The organism is Ferrigenium straubiae (assembly GCF_051257895.1).
GTDB classification, from domain to species: Bacteria; Pseudomonadota; Gammaproteobacteria; order Burkholderiales; family Gallionellaceae; genus Gallionella; species Gallionella straubiae.
The window spans coordinates 388,538-408,155 of record NZ_CP194331.1 but is presented as its reverse complement, the minus strand read 5'-3'; the positions used below and the strand labels follow the sequence as shown (position 1 = coordinate 408,155).

At 61.1% G+C, this 19,618-nt stretch carries 16 protein-coding genes; 3 read left to right on the top strand and 13 right to left on the bottom strand.

What is annotated here, in order from left to right:
* Positions 1 to 103 precede the first annotated feature (103 nt).
* The 12 genes from ACRRNM_RS01930 to ACRRNM_RS01875 form a co-directional block, all read right to left on the bottom strand.
* Positions 104 to 2,329 carry an NADP-dependent isocitrate dehydrogenase gene (locus ACRRNM_RS01930; RefSeq protein ID WP_435626566.1) on the bottom strand — a complete coding sequence of 742 codons (2,226 nt, stop codon included), beginning with the start codon at positions 2,327 to 2,329 and terminating at the stop codon, positions 104 to 106.
* A gap of 82 nt (positions 2,330 to 2,411) precedes the next feature.
* Positions 2,412 to 4,352 (bottom strand): aconitate hydratase, encoded by a 1,941-nt coding sequence (locus ACRRNM_RS01925; RefSeq protein ID WP_435626565.1) that lies wholly within the window; start codon positions 4,350 to 4,352, stop codon positions 2,412 to 2,414.
* A 165-nt stretch (positions 4,353 to 4,517) separates the two neighbouring features.
* A complete protein-coding gene (locus ACRRNM_RS01920; protein WP_435626564.1) occupies positions 4,518 to 7,220 on the bottom strand; it encodes a hypothetical protein in 2,703 nt (900 codons plus the stop codon).
* Positions 7,221 to 7,323: 103 nt separating this feature from the next.
* Entirely contained in the window at positions 7,324 to 8,571 is a 1,248-nt protein-coding gene (locus ACRRNM_RS01915) for an ATP citrate lyase citrate-binding domain-containing protein (protein WP_435626563.1), read from the bottom strand.
* A 369-nt stretch (positions 8,572 to 8,940) separates the two neighbouring features.
* Positions 8,941 to 9,489, bottom strand: a complete 549-nt coding sequence (gene scpB / locus ACRRNM_RS01910; RefSeq protein ID WP_435628624.1) for an SMC-Scp complex subunit ScpB — start codon at positions 9,487 to 9,489, stop codon at positions 8,941 to 8,943.
* Positions 9,490 to 9,562: 73 nt separating this feature from the next.
* A complete protein-coding gene (locus ACRRNM_RS01905; RefSeq protein WP_435626562.1) occupies positions 9,563 to 10,369 on the bottom strand; it encodes a segregation and condensation protein A in 807 nt (268 codons plus the stop codon).
* Positions 10,370 to 10,375: 6 nt separating this feature from the next.
* Positions 10,376 to 11,578, bottom strand: coding sequence for a tryptophan--tRNA ligase (locus ACRRNM_RS01900; protein ID WP_435626561.1), 1,203 nt, complete (start codon positions 11,576 to 11,578; stop codon positions 10,376 to 10,378).
* 5 nt (positions 11,579 to 11,583) lie between these two features.
* The gene (locus ACRRNM_RS01895) at positions 11,584 to 12,231 is read right to left on the bottom strand and encodes a site-2 protease family protein (RefSeq protein ID WP_435626560.1); all 648 of its coding nucleotides are present in this window, start codon (positions 12,229 to 12,231) and stop codon (positions 11,584 to 11,586) included.
* Between the two features lie 166 nt (positions 12,232 to 12,397).
* Positions 12,398 to 13,027, bottom strand: a complete 630-nt coding sequence (locus ACRRNM_RS01890; RefSeq protein WP_435626559.1) for an L-threonylcarbamoyladenylate synthase — start codon at positions 13,025 to 13,027, stop codon at positions 12,398 to 12,400.
* Complete coding sequence (locus tag ACRRNM_RS01885; RefSeq protein ID WP_435626558.1) at positions 13,027 to 13,899, bottom strand: 3',5'-nucleoside bisphosphate phosphatase; 873 nt, start codon at positions 13,897 to 13,899, stop codon at positions 13,027 to 13,029. Before ACRRNM_RS01885 ends, ACRRNM_RS01890 begins: the two co-directional genes overlap by 1 nt.
* A 94-nt stretch (positions 13,900 to 13,993) precedes the next feature.
* The gene (locus ACRRNM_RS01880) at positions 13,994 to 14,305 is read right to left on the bottom strand and encodes an RnfH family protein (protein ID WP_435626557.1); all 312 of its coding nucleotides are present in this window, start codon (positions 14,303 to 14,305) and stop codon (positions 13,994 to 13,996) included.
* Positions 14,302 to 14,739 carry a type II toxin-antitoxin system RatA family toxin gene (locus tag ACRRNM_RS01875; protein ID WP_435626556.1) on the bottom strand — a complete coding sequence of 146 codons (438 nt, stop codon included), beginning with the start codon at positions 14,737 to 14,739 and terminating at the stop codon, positions 14,302 to 14,304. The genes ACRRNM_RS01880 and ACRRNM_RS01875 overlap by 4 nt, the downstream gene beginning before the upstream one ends.
* A 67-nt stretch (positions 14,740 to 14,806) precedes the next feature.
* Here ACRRNM_RS01875 and smpB point away from each other — a divergent pair, with 67 nt between their 5' ends.
* From smpB to msrA, 3 genes are all read left to right on the top strand, one after another.
* Positions 14,807 to 15,256, top strand: a complete 450-nt coding sequence (gene smpB, locus ACRRNM_RS01870; RefSeq protein ID WP_435626555.1) for an SsrA-binding protein SmpB — start codon at positions 14,807 to 14,809, stop codon at positions 15,254 to 15,256.
* 569 nt (positions 15,257 to 15,825) lie between these two features.
* On the top strand, positions 15,826 to 16,266 hold the full coding sequence (locus ACRRNM_RS01865) for a hypothetical protein (RefSeq protein ID WP_435626554.1): 441 nt from the start codon (positions 15,826 to 15,828) through the stop codon (positions 16,264 to 16,266).
* Positions 16,267 to 16,406: 140 nt separating this feature from the next.
* Positions 16,407 to 16,922, top strand: coding sequence for a peptide-methionine (S)-S-oxide reductase MsrA (gene msrA, locus ACRRNM_RS01860; RefSeq protein ID WP_435626553.1), 516 nt, complete (start codon positions 16,407 to 16,409; stop codon positions 16,920 to 16,922).
* 179 nt (positions 16,923 to 17,101) lie between these two features.
* Here the strand turns inward: msrA and ACRRNM_RS01855 are convergent, their stop codons facing one another.
* Positions 17,102 to 19,525 (bottom strand): alpha-amylase family glycosyl hydrolase, encoded by a 2,424-nt coding sequence (locus ACRRNM_RS01855; RefSeq protein WP_435626552.1) that lies wholly within the window; start codon positions 19,523 to 19,525, stop codon positions 17,102 to 17,104.
* Positions 19,526 to 19,618 lie beyond the last annotated feature (93 nt).

Here is a 19,618-nt window from a genome sequence, read left to right as displayed (position 1 = left end):
GAAATTCCCTAAATTCGTTGTCGATTTGAAAACACGTTAAGAAGGTGAAAGCGGGAAGGGTAAATTGCACACCCTTCCCTCTTCCCCCGTCTCTCCTCCCGTTTTACAGAGCGGCCAGCGCTGCGTTGAAGGTCGCGCTGGGGCGCATCGCCTCAGAGGTCTTGGCAAAGTCGGGATGGTAATAACCGCCCATGTCCACCGGCTTGCCCTGGGCACCGATCAGCTCGGCGTTGATCTTCGCCTCGTTCTCGGTCAGCGCCTTGGCCAGCGTGGCAAACTTCGCCTGCAGCTCCTTGTCCTTGGTCTGTGCAGCCAAGGCCTGCGCCCAGTACAGGGCGAGGTAGAAGTGGCTGCCGCGGTTGTCAATCTCGCCCACCTTGCGCGCCGGCGACTTGTTGTTGTCCAGAATCTTGCCGTTCGCCTGATCCAACGTGTCCGCCAGCACCTGCGCCTTCGCGTTCTTGAAGGTCTGCGCCAGATGCTCCAACGAAACCGCGAGCGCGAGGAATTCGCCGAGCGAATCCCAGCGCAGGTAGCCTTCTTCCTGGAACTGCTGGACATGCTTCGGAGCCGAGCCGCCCGCCCCAGTTTCGAACAGGCCGCCGCCGTTCATCAGCGGCACGATGGACAGCATTTTCGCGCTGGTGTTCAGCTCGAGGATCGGGAACAGGTCGGTGAGGTAATCGCGCAGCACGTTGCCGGTGACGGAAATCGTGTCCAGGCCTTTGCGGGCGCGCTCCAGCGTGGCACGGCAGGCAGCAGCCGGTTCCATGATGCTGATGTCGAGACCCTTGGTGTCGTGATCCTTGAGATACTTCTCGACCTTGGCGATGATCTGCGCATCGTGTGCGCGGTTCTTGTCGAGCCAGAAGATCGCCGGGGTATTGGACAGGCGTGCGCGCGTCACCGCGAGCTTGACCCAGTCCTGGATCGGCGCATCCTTGGTCTGGCACATGCGGAAGATGTCGCCCTGCTCGACCTTCTGCTCCAGCAGCGTCTTGCCCGCCGCGTCAACGACGCGGATCGTGCCGTTGCCGGTTGCCTCGAAGGTCTTGTCGTGCGAGCCATATTCCTCGGCCTTCTGCGCCATCAGGCCGACGTTCGGCACGGAGCCCATTGTCACCGGGTCGAGCGCGCCGTTCTTCTTGCAGTCGTCGATGACGGCCTGGAAAACGCCCGCGTAGTTGCGGTCCGGGATCATCGCCTTGGTATCGTACGGCTTGCCGTCGGCGCCCCACATCTTGCCGCCGTCGCGGATCATCGGCGGCATGGAAGCGTCGATAATCACGTCGGAAGGCACGTGCAGGTTGGTGATGCCCTTATCGGAATTCACCATCGCCAGTTGCGGCTGTTTCTTGAAACAGGCCTGGATGTCGGCCTCGATCTCGGCACGCTTGGCGTCCGGCAGCGTGGCAATTTTTGCCAGCAGGTCGCCGAAGCCGTTGTTGACGTTGACGTTCAACTCCTTCAGCGTCGCGGCGTGCTTGTCGAACACGTCCTTGAAGTACACCGTGACGGCATGGCCGAACATGATGGGATCGGATATCTTCATCATGGTGGCTTTCAGGTGCAGCGACAGCAGCACGTTCGGCTCCTTCTTCGCTTCCTCGATCTGCTCCGCGTAGAACTTGCGCAACGCGCGGCAGTTCATCGCGGATGCATCGATCACCTCGCCCGCCTTCAGCGTGGTTTTTTCCTTCAGCACCGTGGTCTTGCCGTCCGCGCTGACGAACTCGATACGCACTGGGCCGGCTTCGGAAACGGTAACGGATTTTTCGCTGCCATAGAAATCGCCACCGGTCATGTGCGCGACGTGGGTCTTGGAGTCAGGAGCCCATTTGCCCATGCGGTGCGGGTTCTTGCGTGCAAAATTCTTTACCGACAGGGCGGCGCGGCGATCGGAGTTACCTTCGCGCAATACAGGATTCACTGCGCTACCAAGTATCTTGCCGTAGCGTGTCTTGATCTCTTTCTCGGCGTCGTTCTGCGGGTTTTCCGGATAGTCCGGAACCTTGTAGCCATGCGATTGCAGTTCCTTGATCGCCGCCTTGAGCTGCGGCACCGAGGCGCTGACGTTCGGCAGCTTGATGATGTTGGCCTCCGGCTTCAGCGTGAGTTCGCCCAAGGCCGTGAGTTCATCGGGAATGCGTTGCGCATCGGTCAGGTTCTCGGGAAAGTTCGCGATAATACGGCCTGCGAGCGAGATGTCCCGCGCCTCGACTTCGATGCCGGCAGGCTTGGTGAATGCCTGCACGATGGGCAGCAGCGAGTAGGTCGCCAGTGCCGGCGCCTCATCGATTTTCGTCCAGATGATTTTTGGTGTCGTCATGATTTTTTCCTCTTCAAGTTAAGTAGCGTAGGTCGGGTTCAACCCGACGGGTCGGGCTAAAGCCCGACCTACCAATCCTGGCTCAGGCCTGCTGCTGGCTCGCAAACAGGGACAGTGCGCCGCCGGCGCGGATCATCGGAATGTCTTCCTTGCCCTGCGCAAGCTTCAGAGGAATATCGCCGACGCCTTCCACCGCCAGCTTGAGCTGGCCGCTTTCCAAGCCGGACATATCGAGAGACACCTTCGCGCCCTGTGTAATCCGGTCGAGGTCGGCCGGGTTCTCGAAGGTCAGCGCCACGATGCCGAAGTTGGCGAGGTTCGCGAGGTGGATGCGCTCGAAGCCCTTGGCCACGATGGCGCGTATGCCGAGGATGCGCGGGCACAGGCCGGCATGCTCGCGCGAGCTGCCCATGCCGTAGCCGTCGCCCGCGACGATGAAGCCGTGACCGCCCGCATCGCGCAGCGCCGCAGCGCGGGTGCTGAAGGTCTTGTCCACCTGGACGAAGGTCGCCTGCCTGGCGTATTCGTCCGCGTTGGAACGCAACGACAGGTATTTGCCGGCAGGCTGGATGTGGTCGGTCGTGATCTCGTTGCCGAGCTTGAGCAGGATTTCGCCGGACAGCTTGGCCGGCAGCGGCGCGAGCGTCGGCAGTGGTGCGATATCCGGGCCGTAACGCATCACCACCTTGGCGGCTTCCGCGGGCGGCAGCGGTGCGATGTAGGCGCCTATGTCGACTACCGGCGGAACATACTTGATGGTGAGATCACCGCTGAGCAGCGTGCGCGGATCGGTAACAACACCCGTTATCGCGCCGGCTATCGCAGTGACCGGGCTGACCAGATGCACTGCGGCAGTCTCGGTGCCGGAACGGCCTTCGAAGTTGCGGTTGGCCGTGGAGAGCATCACACCATTGCTGGGTGGCGAAAAACCCTGGCCGATACAGGCGGAGCAGGCATTTTCCAGGACGCGCACACCGGCGGCGTAGAAAATTTCCAGGTAGCCTGCCGCTGCGAGCTGGCGCGCAATGGCTTGCGAACCCGGGGCGATGGCGGTGTCGACCTTGACCTTTTTGCCGCGCAGCATCTCGCCGACGCGTGCCAGGTTCTCGTAGTTGGAGTTGGTGCAGCTGCCGATGAATACCGCGTCGATAGGCATGCCGGCATGCTTGGAGACCGGCTCCATGCCCTTCAGGCGCGGATACAGCGCGATGGTCGGTTCAAGGTCGGACAGATTGATCTCGACGGTACGCGAATAGGTCGCGCCCGCATCGGCGGCCAGCGGCTGCCAGTCTTTGGCACGATTGCGGCCTTCCAGATAGGCCTTGGTGATTTCGTCCGACGGGAAGATCGAGAAGGCGACGCCGCCCTCGGTGCCCATGTTGCAAATGGTGGCGCGGTCGGTGACGTTCAGACTCTTCAGGCCCGGCCCGGTATACTCCAGGCAGATGTCCTTGTTACCCTTGATGCCGATGACCTTGAGCACGTTCAGGATCACGTCCTTGGCGAGCACGCCCGGATGCAGCGCGCCGGTAAGATTCACCTGCACCACTTTCGGCATCTCGATCTTGTAGGAAGTGCCGGCCATCGCGAAGCTCACGTCCGTGCCGCCCGCACCCATCGCCAGCATGCCCATGCCGCCGGCGTTGGTGGTGTGCGAGTCTGAACCGATCACCGACTTGCCGGGAGTCGCGAAGTCCTCGAGGAACACGCTATGGCAAATGCCGAGGCCGCCGCGCGAGAACCAGCAGCCGTATTTCTTGGAGAAGGTTTCCAGATAGCGATGGTCGTCGCCGTCGACATAACCGATCTGCATGGTCTTGTGATCGATCACAATGACCGAGGTGGTCTTCACGCGGTCCACGCCCATCTTCTCGAAGGCCAGAGCGGCGGCGGTGCCGGTGGCGTCCTGGTAGAGGGTATGGGTGAACTGGATCTCCAGCGGCTTCCCCTGCTCCGGAAGCTGCTTCAATCCCCCGGCCGCATTGGCCAGGAGGATTTTCTGTGCAACGTTAAGTGCGGTCATAAATACTCTCCATAATTGCTAAATTAAAAATCATTCATGGCAAAACAACGCAACCCATCGGAGATAGTCGAACAGGAATGATGGGGCTCCGCACTCTAGCTCCGCCCCTCTTGCGTTCTGCTCCGGGAAAATTGCGCAAAAACTGGAAACCGGTGGCTGTCGCTCCTAGGAAACATGCGTGCACGCCGAAGCCGGAGTGCGCGTGTCCATGTTGCGGCCACGGTTGATGTGGTCGTCGATCTCGCCCGCGCAGCCAGCCATGCGCCCGAACAGGAAGGCGGTGAATGCCGCCATCTCCATCAGGTTCTCGCTGAACTGGCCATTGCGGTAGCGCGGCCACAGCAGCTTGAGCAGCGATGCGGCGATGACCGCATCGATGTTCACGCAGAACACGTTCGCGGTGACACCGTTGTCGTACAGCGACTGCACCAGCGTCTTGTAGAAGTCGTGGAACACGTTCTTCTCGCCGCGCTCAGCAAAGAATTCGGAGATGAAAGTCTCGCGCGGATCCTTGTTGACGGGCAGGCCCTTGAACACCGGGTGGTTCACGCCGGGGATGTTGCGCACGCCGGTGCCCAGCGCCTTGCTCTGCTTCTTCTCCTTGTTGAAGGCGATGGCGAAGTCCGTGGTGATCTTCTTCAGGTCGATGCCGTGGTTAGCCGCACCCGCATCGGCCAGCTTGGTGTCCTTGAAATTCTCGATCAGGAACTGGATGCCTTCATAGCCGTTGCCGCCGTGGGCGAAACCGGTATGAGTCAGGAATCCGATCATGCCCTTGTTGATCTGCACGCGCTCCGGAGATTCCGGGCCGTCGGCGGATACCGCGCCCTTGCAGCCTTGCGACGAAATCGTGCCGACACCATTGGAGATGATGAGCCCCAGGATGACTTGCAGCGGCAGCAGGCTGGCCGCGGTTGGGCGTTCGCCCAGCAGCGAGATATAGGCCAGTTGCGTGACGGTCCAGGAGTCAAGGATTTCTTGGTTGTCCACGCCGCAGAAGCTGCCGGCTGCGTGGTGCTTGGCTTCGGTGGATGCGCCGATGATCATGCCGAACAGCTTGGTGTACCAGGGCATGTTGTGCACGGTCAGCTTGGAGATGCGCTTGCGCATCAGCGGCTCCCAGGCAACGGTGGTGGTCAGTGCGGCCAGCACTGCGTCGGCGGTGGGATGGCCCTTGAGCGAGCGCAGATACTTCACGAACACCGACTTGGCGCCGCGCTTGTCGAATGCCTTGAGCATGGAATCGGCCTTGGCGTCGGCCTTGTCGCCGACCAGAGTCGCGAGTTGCTCTGCGGTGGCTGCGGCCGGATTGACCTTGGCGGCTTCGTCGTCGCCCTTCAACAGGCCGGAGTGCGCGAAGATTTCCGTCAGGGAGTCGGCGGCAGCGCGCGCAGCATCCACGCGCTTCGGCCCGAGCAAGGCGACTGCGGCGCTGATCGCGGTGTTGGGCGCATTGCCCGCCTCGCGCGAGGCTTCGGCAGCGGCCAACATGGGATCATTGTGCAGATTGACGTGCGCGGCGACCGCGAGGTTATACAGCGCGTTGTCGTTCTCGTCGTTGAGCTCGCGCACCAGCGCCAGGCACAGGTTGGATTCCAGCGGCTGCTTGGAACAGTCGAGGATGGAGATGTTGTTGACCTTGGTGACTTGCGTCTTCGGATCCATCACCGAAGAACCCGAACAGTCCTTCATGGACTGGCGCGGGAAAATCGCGCCGACGTTCTTGAGCAACTCGGCGATCTGCAGGTCATACGGTGCCAGGGCCTTGACCACGGGGATATCGAGCGCAGCGGGCAGCTTCAGGCCCTGATTGTCGCCGAACCACGGTTTCAGTTCCAGATTGCCTTCCGGCTTGAAATCTTTCTCGATGCCGTTCAGTTTCATCACCGCAGTCAGCGCTTCAGGGATGTGGGCGATGTTGGTGACGACTGCACCTTTTTTCGAGCACACCGGATTGCCGGGGGTGTACAGGTCGTTCACGCCGAACTTGTCCATGAACCATTTTTCTTTCGCGCGCGCGTCGTCGCCCGATCCGGCGATGGCGCCGGCGTGGCCCACGGCGCGGGTCAGGGTGGCTTTCCAGCGGCCCACCACGCAGGCGACCACCGGCTTGTCGAACGCGACATCGTGTTCGTAATAGCCGCCCGGCTCGGAGTACATCACCGCCGCCTTGGTGCGCTCGTCGTTGGACATCGCGTAGGCGAATTCGGGCGCTGCGTAATTGATGTAGATGTCCTTGCCGCTGGAGATCAGCGTCGTGGTGCCCCAACCGCCGATGGACAGGTAGTTGGCGATGGTGGTGGTGAAGTTGCCGGAGTTGGAGAAAATGGCGATCGAGCCCTTGCGCAGGGTCTCGCCGGGGTTGTCGCCGCCCAGCGCGCCGCCGATGCGCACCTGATTCCAGGAGTCGGCCACGCCGAGGCAGTTGCCGCCGAAGATGTCCACGCCGCGCTGCTGGCCGAGCGCGCGGATTTCGCGCGAATCATGCACCGATATTTTTTCAGTGATGATGACGACTTTTTCGACATCGGGATTGATGCGGATCAGTTCGGCCACACCGTCGCGCACTGCGGAGGGCGGCAGGTAGACCACGCCGACATTGAACTTGTGGCCGGCTTCCATGCCTTCGCGCACGTTGTTGTACACCGGGATGTTGCCCGCGGGCGTTTCCACGACCTGGCCGCGGCGTCCGGGCGAGGTGCCGAACACGACGTTGCCGCCGGAATAGGCATGGCTGACCGGGGTCACGGCACGGGATTCGTTGCCCGTGATGTTCAGCACGCAGATGCGGTCTTCGCGCGTGGCGATGTCGGCCAGCGAGCGGATGCCAACGTAGTACTTGAAGTCTTTGATACCAGGCTTTCTCATTGCAATCACCTTTTCATTACTCGTTACTTTTCGTCCGAACGGCCACCGGGCGATTTATCGCACGGCGGCCGTCTGCTTGTATGTATAGGGGCTCTCGACCAGGTCAGGCGTCGGCTGGCAGACCAAGCAGCTTCGCCACTTCGGCACGCCCGCCGCTCTTCATCCAGCGATCCGCTTCCTGCGCGTAGTTCACCACGTCGGTCATCGCGGAATCGAACCCGAATATCTTGTAGGGGATGCGCAAGGAATCGAGCACATCCTTGAACGCACCCATGCCGCGGATCACCTGCGGGCCGCCACGTCCGATCACCACATACAGCGGTGTTGGGCCGCGCTCGCTGAAGTAATCACGCAACGCATCCGCCATCGCGCGGAAGGTGACGAAGATGTCGGTGTTGTTGGCCTTGCCGCCGATGATGAACAGCACATTCGTCTGCTTGAGATAGTACTTGAGGGATATGCGCATCACGTCGTACATCTTCTCGTAGGGCGGGTTGCCGCCGAAGTCGGAAGAGATGATGGCGTCGTTGCCCAGCACTTCGGTGACCAGCGAATTTGCGCCGCCGCCGAAGGTAGGGGCAAGGATGGTGCCCTTGTCGTTGATCACGTAAACGTCGCTCTGCCCCTGGTAGGTGCGCAACTCGTTGATCTCCTGCTCGAAGTCGTTGGCTTCGGTGACGAACAGGTCATCGGGCAGGGTCAGGCGATTCACGCGGGGGTCGTCGCGGTCGAAACCGCACTTGAAGTCGCAGGCCACCGGAATCAGCGAGCCGGACTTGCCCGGCATCATACGGATCGGGTTGAGCTCCAGCGTGGACATGCCGTAGTGGTGATACAGGTCCCACAGTTTGGGCAGGTGCTGCACCAGCGGCGAAATGATTTCCTTGGGAGCGCCGAGGTCGGTCAGCGCATTGGAAACGATGAAGGACTTGAGGCCGGTCAGCGGGTCGAACGGGACTTCGATGATCTGGGTCTTGTCCAGCTCTTCGATGTCCATACCGCCGTGATGAGTCAGTGTCATCACCGGTGCGCGATAGCGGGTCGAGTCGGTGATCGAAAAGTAGATTTCATGCTGGGCCGGGACCGCACCTTCGAAGGTGACGCCGCGCGACTTGTAAACGACATCGCCGACCTTGTATTCGGCAAAATACAAACGCTCTTTTTCGGCCAGCGCCGACTTCAGGTCTTTGGCGCGGCCGATCAGGCCGGACTTGCCCTTCTTGCCGATGCCGCCGCGAAAGATCGGCTTGACGAAGACCGAGCCGCACTTCTCGATCAGGCTATGTATATCGTGTTCGCTGGCTTCCGGGCCGAGCACCTCGGAGGCCGGAAAATCGACGATCTTAAGCATGGGCGCTCCGTGGAGCATTCCACTGACATTCATAATTACCTTACCTCTATTATTAAAAAATTGGATTCCGGTTGGTTTTTCGCCGGGAGAGAATTTTTCGAGATGCGAAGGATAGCAGGAATTGCGGTTTTGTTAATACTCTCCGGGCAGATTTTTTAACTCCGCCCAAGAATAGACCGGCCCCTTGGCACAGACGTAATCCTGGCCGGGATTTCAGCGGGCGCACCTGCCCGGGCCGCATTGAATCTTGTTTTCGGTGGCTGTTATAGAACTGTTCGTCGGCGAGGGCGCTCGTTTTTTGTAACATATTGACGAGCCAGCACAATTACAACGTGAGTTCATTACCCCCTCCTTTTGGGGCGCGGCAAATCACGCCCCTGGGGCGGTTTCCTGCTCCAGCAGTGCGCCGATTTCCTCCAGCGCCGGAAGCTCCTGCAGGGCGCGCAGGTTCAGGTCATCGAGCATCTGTCTGGTGGTGGCGAACAGTTCTGGCTTGCCCGGCGTGTCGCGCGTGCCGACCACTTCCACCCAGCCGCGTGCCTCCAGCGTCTTCAATACCTGCGAGGAGACTGCGACGCCGCGGATTTCCTCGATGTCGCCGCGCGTGACCGGCTGGTGGTAGGCAATGATGGCGAGCGTCTCCAGCACGGCGCGCGAGTAGCGCGGCGGCTTTTGCGGGTTGAGCCGGTCGAGGTACTGCTGCATTTCCGGTTTGGCGCAGAAGCGCCAGCCGCTGGCCACGCGGCCCAGTTCCACGCCGCGCCCCTGCCAGTCCTGCGCGAGCTCTTCGAGCAGCGCTTCCATCTGTTTGTTGTCCAGCGACACGTCGCTGAGCTTCTTCAGCTCCGCAACCGGCAAGGGCTCCGTAGTGGTCAGCAGCGCGGCTTCCAGTATCTGCTTGAATTGCGCGGTATCCATCTTGCCGCCGAACAGGTCGATGGGAATCGCTCCCTCGTCCGGCATCGCCCCGGCTTCGATGGGCACTGTTGCTTCACTCTGCGGTAATGGCTCGGCTTGTTCTGACATAGATGCTCCCGAATGTTTCGCTTTGCTGTATTTCCACCAGGTATTCCTTGGACAGTTCGAGGATGGCGATGAAGGTGACCACCAGTTTTGCCACGCCGTCCTGCACGTCGAACAGCTTGTCGAACTCGACGTACTCGCCGCTCTGCAGGCAGCGCAGCACATGCGTCATCTGTTCGCGCACCGACAGTTGTTCGCGGCGCACCTTGTGGTGCGTGTGAAGCTTGGCGCGCGCCAGCACACCCAGCCAGGCCTGGCGCAGGTCTTCCACGCTGACCGCCGGCAGGCGATCCTTCACTGTGCGCTCGATCAGCACCTGCACGATCTCGAAATCGCGCCCGGCCTGCGGCAGCTCGTTGAGCTTCTGCGCGGCCAGTTTCACCTGCTCGTATTCCAGCAGGCGGCGCATCAGTTCGGCGCGCGGATCCTCCGCCTCATCCTCGCTGGCCTTGGGCGGGCGCGGCAGCAGCATGCGCGACTTGATCTCGATCAGCACCGCCGCCATCAGCAGGTATTCGGCGGCCAGCTCCAAGCGGTGCTGCTGCATCATCTCGATGTAGCCCATGTATTGCTTGGTCAGCTCCGCCATCGGGATGTCCAGCACGTCCAGGTTGTGCTTGCGGATCAGGTAGAGCAGCAGGTCCAGCGGCCCCTGGAAATTTTCCAGCACCAACTCCAGCGCATCCGGCGGGATGTACAGATCCTGCGGCAGTTCCAGCAGCGGTTCGCCGTGGATGCGCGCGACGGGATGCAGCAATAATTGCGCTTCGCTCATCGTCTGTTAACCGTAGCTCAACCCCATCGCCTCACGCACGTCGCGCATGGTCTCGGAGGCCAGTTTGCGCGCCTTCTCGCAGCCGTCGGCGATGATGTTCTTCACCAACGCCGGGTCGTCCAGGTACTGCTGCGCGCGTTCGCGCATCGGGCGCTGCTCCGTGAGCACCCCGTCGATCACCGGCTGCTTGCATTCGATGCAGCCGATGCCTGCGGTGGTGCAGCCCTTCTGCACCCACTGCCTGGTATCCTCGTCGGAATACACCAGATGCAGCGCCCACACCGGACATTTTTCCGGCGTACCCGGATCGGTGCGGCGCACGCGCGCCGGGTCGGTCGGCATGGTGCGTATTTTTTTGGTCACGCTCGCCTCGTCCTCGCGCAGGGTGATGGTGTTGTCGTAGGACTTGGACATCTTGTGCCCGTCCAGCCCCGGCATCTTCGACGCGGCGGTGAGCATCGCCTCCGGCTCGGAGAGGATCATCTTACCGCCACCTTCGAGGTAGCCGAACAGGCGCTCGCGGTCGCCGTGCGAGAGGCTCTGCTGCTCGTCCAGCAGCGCCTTGGCGGACTCCAGCGCCTCGTCGTCGCCCTGCTCCTGGAAGCGCGTGCGCAGCTCGGCATACAGCCTGGCCTTCCTGCTGCCGAGTTTCTTCACCGCCGCTTCGGCCTTCTCCTCGAAGCCCGGCTCGCGCCCGTAGATGTGGTTGAAGCGCCGCGCGATCTCGCGCGTGAATTCGACATGTGGGATCTGGTCTTCGCCCACCGGCACCTGGGTGGCGCGGTAGATCAGGATGTCCGAGCTCATCAGCAATGGATAGCCGAGGAAACCGTAGGTGGAGAGGTCTTTCTCGGATAGTTTTTCCTGCTGATCCTTATAGGTCGGCATGCGCTCCAGCCAGCCCAGCGGGGTGATCATCGAGAGCAGCAGGTGCAGCTCAGCATGCTCAGGCACGCGCGACTGGATGAACAGCGTGGCGTGCGCGGGATCGACCCCCGCCGCGAGCCAGTCAACCACCATGTCCCACACGCTTTGCTCAATGATCTGCGGCGTGTCGTAATGCGTAGTCAGCGCATGCCAGTCGGCCACGAAAAACAGGCACTCGTACTCGTGCTGCATCCGCACCCAGTTTTTCAGCACCCCGTGATAATGCCCCAGATGCAGACTTCCGGTGGGGCGCATTCCCGATAAAACACGATCAGCAAACATATCTTCTAAAGCCCGAATAAAAACGTAATCAATTTATACATCAGGTTCACCAGCGGCGAGAGTACCAGACTCAGCACCGGCGTGACCGCCAGAAAAATCAGGATGAACATGCCGTAGGGTTCGATTTTAGCCAATTGGAACGCCTGACGGTGCGGCAGCAGGCTGACCGCGACGCGTCCCCCATCCAACGGCGGCAGCGGCAGCAGGTTCAGCACCATCAGCACGACGTTGATTTTAATCCCCCACTCGGCCATGCCCAGCAGCGGCTCGGCAAAATAACTGTCCGGAAACAGCCACGCCATTTTATAGAGAAATGCCCAGCCGAGCGCCATGAATAAATTCGTGGCGGGTCCGGCAAGCGCCACCCAGAGCATGTCCTGCTTGGGGCGGCGCAAGGCGGCAAAGTTGACCGGCACCGGCCTGGCCCAGCCGAACAGGATGCCGCCCAGCCACAGGGTCAGCAGCGGGAACAGCACCGTGCCGACCGGATCGATGTGGCGCAGCGGGTTCAACGAGATGCGCCCCTGCTGGTGCGCGGTCATGTCGCCGAAATGGCGCGCCACGTAGCCGTGCGCCGCCTCGTGCAGCGTGATCGCGAACAGCACCGGGATCGCGGCGAGAGAGATGGTCTGAATCAGTTGATCAGTTTGCATTATCTTAAAAACAGTAATTGAACCACGAAGGGCACGAAGAACACTGAACAAGCCCTCCGTTCGTGGTGAGCTTGTCGAACCATGGACGGAGGTCGATGTAGAATCAATGGGGTGCAAACCCGCCCTTCGACAGGCTCAGGGCGAACGGATTTATTCAGCATTTCCTTTATTCCTCGATTCCGAAAGGCGCGATACTGCCCTTCCCTTGTCTTATCAATGCCGGCGCGTCGCCGGTCAGGTCGATCACGGTGGTCGGCTCCAGCCCCACAGCTCCGCCCTCGATTACCAGCTCGACCAGTTGCTCGAGACGTTCACGTATTTCTTCCACATCGGTCAGCGGATGATGGGCATCCGGCAGGATCAGCGTGGAACTCAGCAAGGGTTCGTCCAGTTCCGCCAGCAACGCCAGCGCCACCGGATGATCGGGGATGCGGATGCCGATGGTGCTGCGCTTGGGGTGCTGCAGGCGCTTCGGCACTTCCTTGGTCGCCTCCAGGATGAAGGTGTAGCTGCCCGGCGTGTTGCTCTTCAGCAGACGGAACTTGCTGTTGTCCACGCGCGCATAGCGTGCGATCTCCGAGAGGTCGCGGCACGCCAGCGTCAGGAAGTGCTTGTCGTCCAGCCCGCGTATCTGGCGGATGCGCGCCACCGCGTCCTTGTCGTCCAGATGGCAGCCCAGCGCGTATCCGGAATCGGTTGGGTACACAACCACCGCGCCGTCGCGCAGCATCGCCGCCGCCTGACGGATCAGGCGCAAATTGGGGTTGTCCGGGTGGATGGTGAAAAATTGCGCCATCAGACCACCTTCGATACGGCGTCGCGCTCCCAGAGCTGCCACACCGGCCTGCAGCCCAGCGGGAAGTCCGGCAGCCGCCCCATGTCGCGCCAGCTCTCGTCCGGGCCGTGGAAATCCGAACCACACGAACACAGCAGGTCGAACTCGGCGGCATAGCGCGCGAACTCGGCGTGCTGCTCGGGCGTGTGGCTGCCGCTCACCACCTCGATCGCCTGCCCGCCGCGCGCGACGAATTCGGTCAGCAATTCGTGCATGGTCTTCCTGCCCATCTTGTGGCGCCCGGCCATGTAGCGGCCGGGATGCGCGAGCACTGCCACGCCGCCGCTGCCGCGTATCCAGCCCACCGCATCGGAAAGCTCCGCCCAGCGGTGCGGCACATAACCCGTTTTGCCGTTCGCGAGATAGCGGTTGAACACGCTCTTCACATCCTTGAAATGCCCGGCCTCGACGAGGTAGCGCGCGAAGTGGGTGCGCCCGATCATGTTGGGGTTGCCCGCATAGCGGTACGCGCCCTGCAGCGTCCCGCCGATGCCTGCCTTCGCCAGCGCATCGGCCATGCGCGCGGCGCGCTCGCCGCGCCCGCTGCGCACGCTGCGCAAGCCTGATACCAGCGGTGGGTACGCCGGGTCGATGCCGAGGCCGACGACATGCACGGTGTGGGTACGCCAGGTTACGGAAATCTCCACGCCGTTGATGAAGGTCATGCCGTGCTCTGCGGCGGCGGCGCGCGCCTCGTCCAGCCCGTCCAGGTCGTCGTGGTCGGTCAGCGCGAGCACCTTCACGCCGCGCTCGGCCGCGCGCGCCACGACCTCGGCCGGGGAGAGCGTGCCGTCGGAGATGCGGGAGTGGCAATGCAGGTCGTGATCTAGCATGAATGAAGTCGGTTCCGAAAAACTATAACAACGCCGTTCGCCCTGAGCTTGTCGAAGGGCTCACCACGAACGGAAAAGAGAGAGAGAGTGTACGTCATATATCCCCGCCGCCCTTCTTCATGACCTTCCCCTCCTCGGCGCGCTTGCGGCGCACCTCCTTGGGGTCGGCGATCAGCGGGCGGTAGATTTCGATGCGGTCCCTGTCGCGCAGCACGGTGTCGGCCTTGGCCAGCTTGCCGAAGATGCCCAGCTTGTTGCCGGCCAGGTCGATCTCGGGATACTTCTCGAAGATGCCGCAAAGCCTGACGGCCTCTGCGACCGTCGCCCCTTCCGGCAGTTGCTGGCGGAACAGTATCTGCTCGTCGGGCAGGGCGTACACCACCTCGATGTTGATCGTGCCGCTCATGGCGTGGCGTAGACTTTTTCCGCGCGGTGAATGAAGGCGTCCACGAAGGAGTTGGCGATGTAATGAAACACCGGCCCGACCAGCTTCTCCAGCAGCCTGCTCGAAAACTCGTAGTGCAGGCGGAATTCTATCTTGCAGGCCGCCTCGTTCAGCGGGATGAAGCGCCAGCGCCCGTCCAGATGCCGGAACGGCCCGTCCTGCAGCTTCATGTCAATCTGGTGCGGCGGCGTGCGCGTGTTCTCGGTGGTGAAGTGCTGCTTGATATGGTGGTAATCGATATGCACCGTCGCATGCACCGTCGTCCCCTCCAGCTCGGTGACGCTGGAGCCGCCGCACCACGGCAGGAAATCCGGGTACTCCTCCACCCGGTCCACGAGGTTGAACATCTGCTCCGCGCTGTGCGGAACCAACACGATTTTTTCTACGAATGCCATCGCTTCACAAAGTCGAAAAACCAAAGGCTGGTAGAATAGCCGAACACACCGCAAAACTCACCTGCTAATGAGCATCATCCAGAACAAAAAGGCCTTCCACGATTTCTTCATCGAGGAAAAATACGAGGCCGGCATCATGCTGGAAGGCTGGGAAGTCAAGGCCATCCGCGCCGGGCGCGCGCAGCTCAAGGAGGCCTATATCACGGTCAAGGACGGCGCGCTCTACCTGTTCGGCTCGCACATCAGCCCGCTGGCCAACGCCTCCACCCACATCCATCCCGACCCCGTGCGCACGCGCAAGCTCCTGCTGCACGCCCACGAGATCGACAAACTCATCGGCAAGGTGCAGCGCGCCGGCTACACCCTGATGCCGCTCGACATGCACTACAAGGGCAGCCGCATCAAGCTCGAGATCGGCCTTGCGAAAGGCAAGAAGATGCATGACAAGCGCGCCACGGAAAAGGAAAAGGATGCCAAGCGTGAAGCCGCTCAGGCTATGAAGAAAGAACGCCGGTAGCATAAGGTTGCGCGCTTGCGGCGCAGGCTAACCTGTGCTTGCATAGGTTAAGCCCGAAGGGCGGCCGTAGCCACAAAAGAGCGAGCGAGCCTAATGCGAGGCCACCTTTGAGAATTGGCCATGCCGTGTTATGTTTTGCCCGGCTCAAACAATCAGGGAGATGCGATCAATGCGGCAGCTTATACGTCAAACAGTTCCAGTATATACGGCGGGTTCGCCATCCAATTTACGTTAGGTTGCAGCGCAACACACTCACATTATTCGCTAGTGGAGCCAATATGGATTTTGATAACCCCGCCTACAGACTTCTGACTCTTCTGGAGGAAGGAAAGCGACTTGACCAAAACCTAAACTGTCGACAGGCATGGTCCAAACTGCTTAATGTTCGGCCCGAGAGCCCGGAACTATTTGTTCGAATAGGCAAGGTCATGGAACTACCTTCGCTTACTGTCTCCGCTATTCGTTTTACATATCCAGACGAGCCTGACACGTGGTCCCATTGGGTTTCGCAAGTTCAAGCTGGATTCAATGGTCAAGTTTTGAACCAAACATGGTCTACGTTTATTAACATGATCGACCATCACTCGATAAATTATCTAAAAATTCATTCGAGACTTTTACAGGTTAAGTCCAAGCTAAAGCCTCTTGACGAGGATGTGCTAAACGGAGCTAAAACTGGACTGACTGAAGTTCTCGACTTACTGCTTGCTTCTGAAGATATAGATAAGGAAATACGGGTTGCGTTGTCACGAAACATCAGGAAGTTAATCAATGCAATCGAGGAATACAAACTGACAGGCTCCGCCGGAATTTTTGATTCCATAGAAGTACTCTTCGGCCATGCGTATTTCGACCCGAAGTACGCTCAGGTAATCAAAGAATCCACCCTCGGGGAAAAAGTAGCTCAGATAGTTGGTGTATTGGCCGACTCAATGACCATTGCACTGGGCCTTCCTCAAGCAACTGAGTCGGCTAAGGCTCTCTTGGCATATGTGGAAGCAGCAACCTAACCTAGCGGCCAACCGGACCTGCGCGAAAAACCGCGCAGGCCGCTCACTTCTATGTTAAGCAAAGCAAATTGCCTCCCCTCCCCCTCTTCCTCCTCCTCCTCGCGCTATTCTCCGCCTCCACCCTCGCCCAAGGAGCGCCCATGACCACAACCGAAACCCGACAGACCGCCTACCTCGCCGGAGGCTGCTTCTGGGGCATGGAGGAACTGGTGCGCCGGATTCCCGGCGTGCTGGAGACCGAGGTCGGCTACACCGGCGGCGACACGCCCGATGCGACCTACGAGCAGGTGAAGACCGGACGCACCGGGCATGCGGAGTCGCTCAAGATCGTGTTCGACCCGCAGAAACTCAGCTATCGCCACCTGCTGTTCGAGTTTTTCCGCATGCACGACCCGACCACGAAGAACCGGCAGGGCAACGACTTCGGCACGCAGTACCGCTCGGCGATTTTCTACGTCGGCGAGGAGCAGAAGCGCACCGCCGAGGAGGTCATCCGCACCGTGGAAGGCTCGGGGGAATGGAAGGCGCGGATCGTCACCGAGGTCGCGCCGTTCCGGGAGTTCTGGCGCGCCGAGGAATACCACCAGAAGTATCTGGTCAAGCATCCACGGGGATATACCTGCCACTACATCCGGCGCATGAATCTGGGGGAGTAGGTCGGGCTTAAGCCCGACTGCTTCGATAGGAGCGGGCATGTCGGGTTGAAACCCGACCTACTGCCAGCACGCATATTTCATGGCATTCCATGTAGGAGCCCGGCTCGCCGGGCGATTTGCCCGGAAGCCTTATCGCGCAACAAGTTGCGCTCCTACGTGGGGAGAGGGTGAGTGTCACATCACTGCCTCGCGAGCACCACGAATCCGTTCGCGGGAATCTTCATGCTCAGGCGGCCATGCGAAGAATGGAGCGTGCCGCCGTCGTTGCCCAGGTTATGCCCACCGTAAAAGGCGGAGTCGCTGTTGAAAATCTCCTTCCACTCGCCATCGGGAATCGCCATCTCGTCCTTCGCGACGGTGTAGCCGTCGGCGAACGGCTGGTTATTGAGACTCGCAGCGACGATGACTTCCTCGTCCCCGCTCCAGCGCTTGAAGGCGACGACCCGGTCGGAGTTCGATTCGTGCAGGATGTCGATGTTGTGGCTGTGCAGCGGGCGCATGCGGTGCCTGAGGGTGAGCAGGTCCTGGTAGAAGCGGAAGATCGCCTTGCCGCCGTTCATGCGCTCGCCGACGATGTCCTCGCGGCTTTGCAGGAAGTTGTCGTAGCGGAACGATTTCTGCGCGCCGACCTCCTCCCCCATGAAGAACATCGGCGTGCCGGCCGAGAGCATGGAGAGGCCGGAGGCCACGCGGGAGCGCGCCTCCGCCCAGGGACGCCGCGTCTCATCGAGGGTGGCCTCGCCGATCGCGGTCACCATGGTGCGTTCGGTGCCGCTGTCGTTGCCGGCCTCGTCGTGGGACTCGTGATACACGACCTGGTTGTAGCGGCTGCCGTAGAGCGCGCCGGCAAACCAGTCCATTTCGAGCGGCTCGTTGCCGCCGTATCCGGCCTGCTTGAGCAGGCGCGCCTTGCCACCCGCCGAGGCGGAGTCGCCGATCAGGTTGTGATAGAACTCGGCGCCCCATCGGGCGTTGAAGCCCAGGCCGCCCTGCGCCGGCAGCTTGGTCACGGCATTCCATCCTGTGTAGTCCTCGGCGATCATCATCACCGTGGGCCGCACCATGTGCAGGGTGCGGCTCAATTCGCGCAACAGCTTCTGCCCGAAGATGTTCGCGCTGCCGATGGTGCGCCCGTCCGCATGCAGGCGGTTGTCGCGGTGGATCGCCTGGGTCAGATCCACACGCAGGCCATCGACATGCATCTCCTCGACGAGGAAGGCGGCGCTGCTGATGAACTGCTGGCGCACGGTCTCTTCGCAGAAGCGCGGGGTGTAGCCCGAGGAGCCGTTGTCGAGATAGCCGCCCTCCGGTGACGCGTAATCGCCGGAGCGCCCTTCGTACCAGTAGTAGATGTTCTGCTCGGGAGCGGTCGAGTCGTACTGCCACTGGGCGCGCTCCGCCTTGAGGTCGTAGTGGTTGTAGACCACGTCCTGGGTCACCGCGATGCCGCGGCGGTGGCACTCGCGCACGAAGTGGCGGTACTTGTCACGCCCGCCGGCGCTGGCCTCGATGCACATGTGGTGCGTGTCGCCGTAGCCCCAGGCGACATTGCCCGAGAACTCCGCCATGGGCAGCAGCTCGACGGCGTTCACGCCAAGATCGACGAGGTGATCGAGGAAGGCCATCGCGTCGCCAAGGTCGCCCGGCCCCGGCTTGCCGAAGCCGAGCGAGCCGACATGCAGCTCGTAGATGGCAAGATCCTCGACGAAGTTCGGCACCGGCAGGCCGGGCGTGAATTCCATCGACCAGAATTCGGTCGCAGGAATGAGATCCGGTTTTTTCCCGGCAGGCGTGGAGGCAAAATCGCGGCGCACCACGTCGGGATCGATGACCAGACTGCAGCTCACCGTGCCGTCCAGCATCTCCGCCGTACCGTCCCACTTGCCTGTTTTGGGATCGGCAGGGTCGATATGGCCCTTGCCGATCTGGCCGCGCGAAAAGATGTCGGTGCGGTAAACGGTCTGCCCCTGGGCGTTGAGGATGCGGTACATGTAAGGCAGGCCCTTGAAGGATTCAAAATCCCCCGGCGGGCTGCCCTCCCAGATGCCGTCTTCCGTGCGGGAAAGAACGGCAACGGGCCGCGACGGATCGATCCCGGTGCCGTCGTCGGCGATGTAGCCGCTGGCCGGCTTGCCGAAGACGACTTCCACTTTTTGCGCGTTGGGCGCCCAGACACCGAAACGCAGGCTGGGGGAAGCGCTTCCGGCTGCATAGTGTTTGTTGGCCCCGAGGCGACGGCCGTATGTCAGGTAGTAGCTTTCCATCTGGCGCGCCGCACCGCCGGAGAGCCGGAACTCGCGATGCCGGTCGGCGGAAGTTGTATCCTGCACCTCGGTCGGCATCCCCCAGAAGTTGGCGCCCTGCGGTCCGTCGAGCACCACGCCCCATTTGAACACCTTGTCCTGGTCGGCAAGATCGAGTGTGACGGAAGCCTTGAAAACGGGGCATCCGTCCTTGCCGATGCCTTCCTGCATCGCGGTTTCGGACCAGATGTCGGAATACCTGCCTTCGCTGTCCCAGCTGCCGCACAGGCGGGTGTTGCGGAACATTTTCCGCTTCAGGCCGGTGATGAACTGGAATTCCACTGTCTTTCTTGCCAGCATGATCGTCTCCTTCGGATGTATCGTGTGGTTGTCTAGGGACGTTGCGCACGTGAGGCGTGAAACTCATGAAAGCAGCCCATGCGAAGGGCTGGA

Bases quoted from the DNA above. Each gene is read 5' to 3' on its own strand.
- ACRRNM_RS01875 (WP_435626556.1), bottom strand. From the start codon at position 14,739: ATGGCATTCGTAGAAAAAATCGTGTTGGTTCCGCACAGCGCGGAGCAG.
- ACRRNM_RS01890 (WP_435626559.1), bottom strand. From the start codon at position 13,027: ATGGCGCAATTTTTCACCATCCACCCGGACAACCCCAATTTGCGCCTG.
- ACRRNM_RS01925 (WP_435626565.1), bottom strand. From the start codon at position 4,352: ATGACCGCACTTAACGTTGCACAGAAAATCCTCCTGGCCAATGCGGCC.
- ACRRNM_RS01865 (WP_435626554.1), top strand. From the start codon at position 15,826: ATGATCGACCATCACTCGATAAATTATCTAAAAATTCATTCGAGACTT.
- ACRRNM_RS01855 (WP_435626552.1), bottom strand. From the start codon at position 19,525: ATGCTGGCAAGAAAGACAGTGGAATTCCAGTTCATCACCGGCCTGAAG.
- msrA (WP_435626553.1), top strand. From the start codon at position 16,407: ATGACCACAACCGAAACCCGACAGACCGCCTACCTCGCCGGAGGCTGC.
- ACRRNM_RS01895 (WP_435626560.1), bottom strand. From the start codon at position 12,231: ATGCAAACTGATCAACTGATTCAGACCATCTCTCTCGCCGCGATCCCG.
- ACRRNM_RS01920 (WP_435626564.1), bottom strand. From the start codon at position 7,220: ATGAGAAAGCCTGGTATCAAAGACTTCAAGTACTACGTTGGCATCCGC.
- scpB (WP_435628624.1), bottom strand. From the start codon at position 9,489: ATGGATACCGCGCAATTCAAGCAGATACTGGAAGCCGCGCTGCTGACC.
- ACRRNM_RS01905 (WP_435626562.1), bottom strand. From the start codon at position 10,369: ATGAGCGAAGCGCAATTATTGCTGCATCCCGTCGCGCGCATCCACGGC.
- ACRRNM_RS01880 (WP_435626557.1), bottom strand. From the start codon at position 14,305: ATGAGCGGCACGATCAACATCGAGGTGGTGTACGCCCTGCCCGACGAG.
- ACRRNM_RS01930 (WP_435626566.1), bottom strand. From the start codon at position 2,329: ATGACGACACCAAAAATCATCTGGACGAAAATCGATGAGGCGCCGGCA.
- ACRRNM_RS01885 (WP_435626558.1), bottom strand. From the start codon at position 13,899: ATGCTAGATCACGACCTGCATTGCCACTCCCGCATCTCCGACGGCACG.
- ACRRNM_RS01915 (WP_435626563.1), bottom strand. From the start codon at position 8,571: ATGCTTAAGATCGTCGATTTTCCGGCCTCCGAGGTGCTCGGCCCGGAA.
- ACRRNM_RS01900 (WP_435626561.1), bottom strand. From the start codon at position 11,578: ATGTTTGCTGATCGTGTTTTATCGGGAATGCGCCCCACCGGAAGTCTG.
- smpB (WP_435626555.1), top strand. From the start codon at position 14,807: ATGAGCATCATCCAGAACAAAAAGGCCTTCCACGATTTCTTCATCGAG.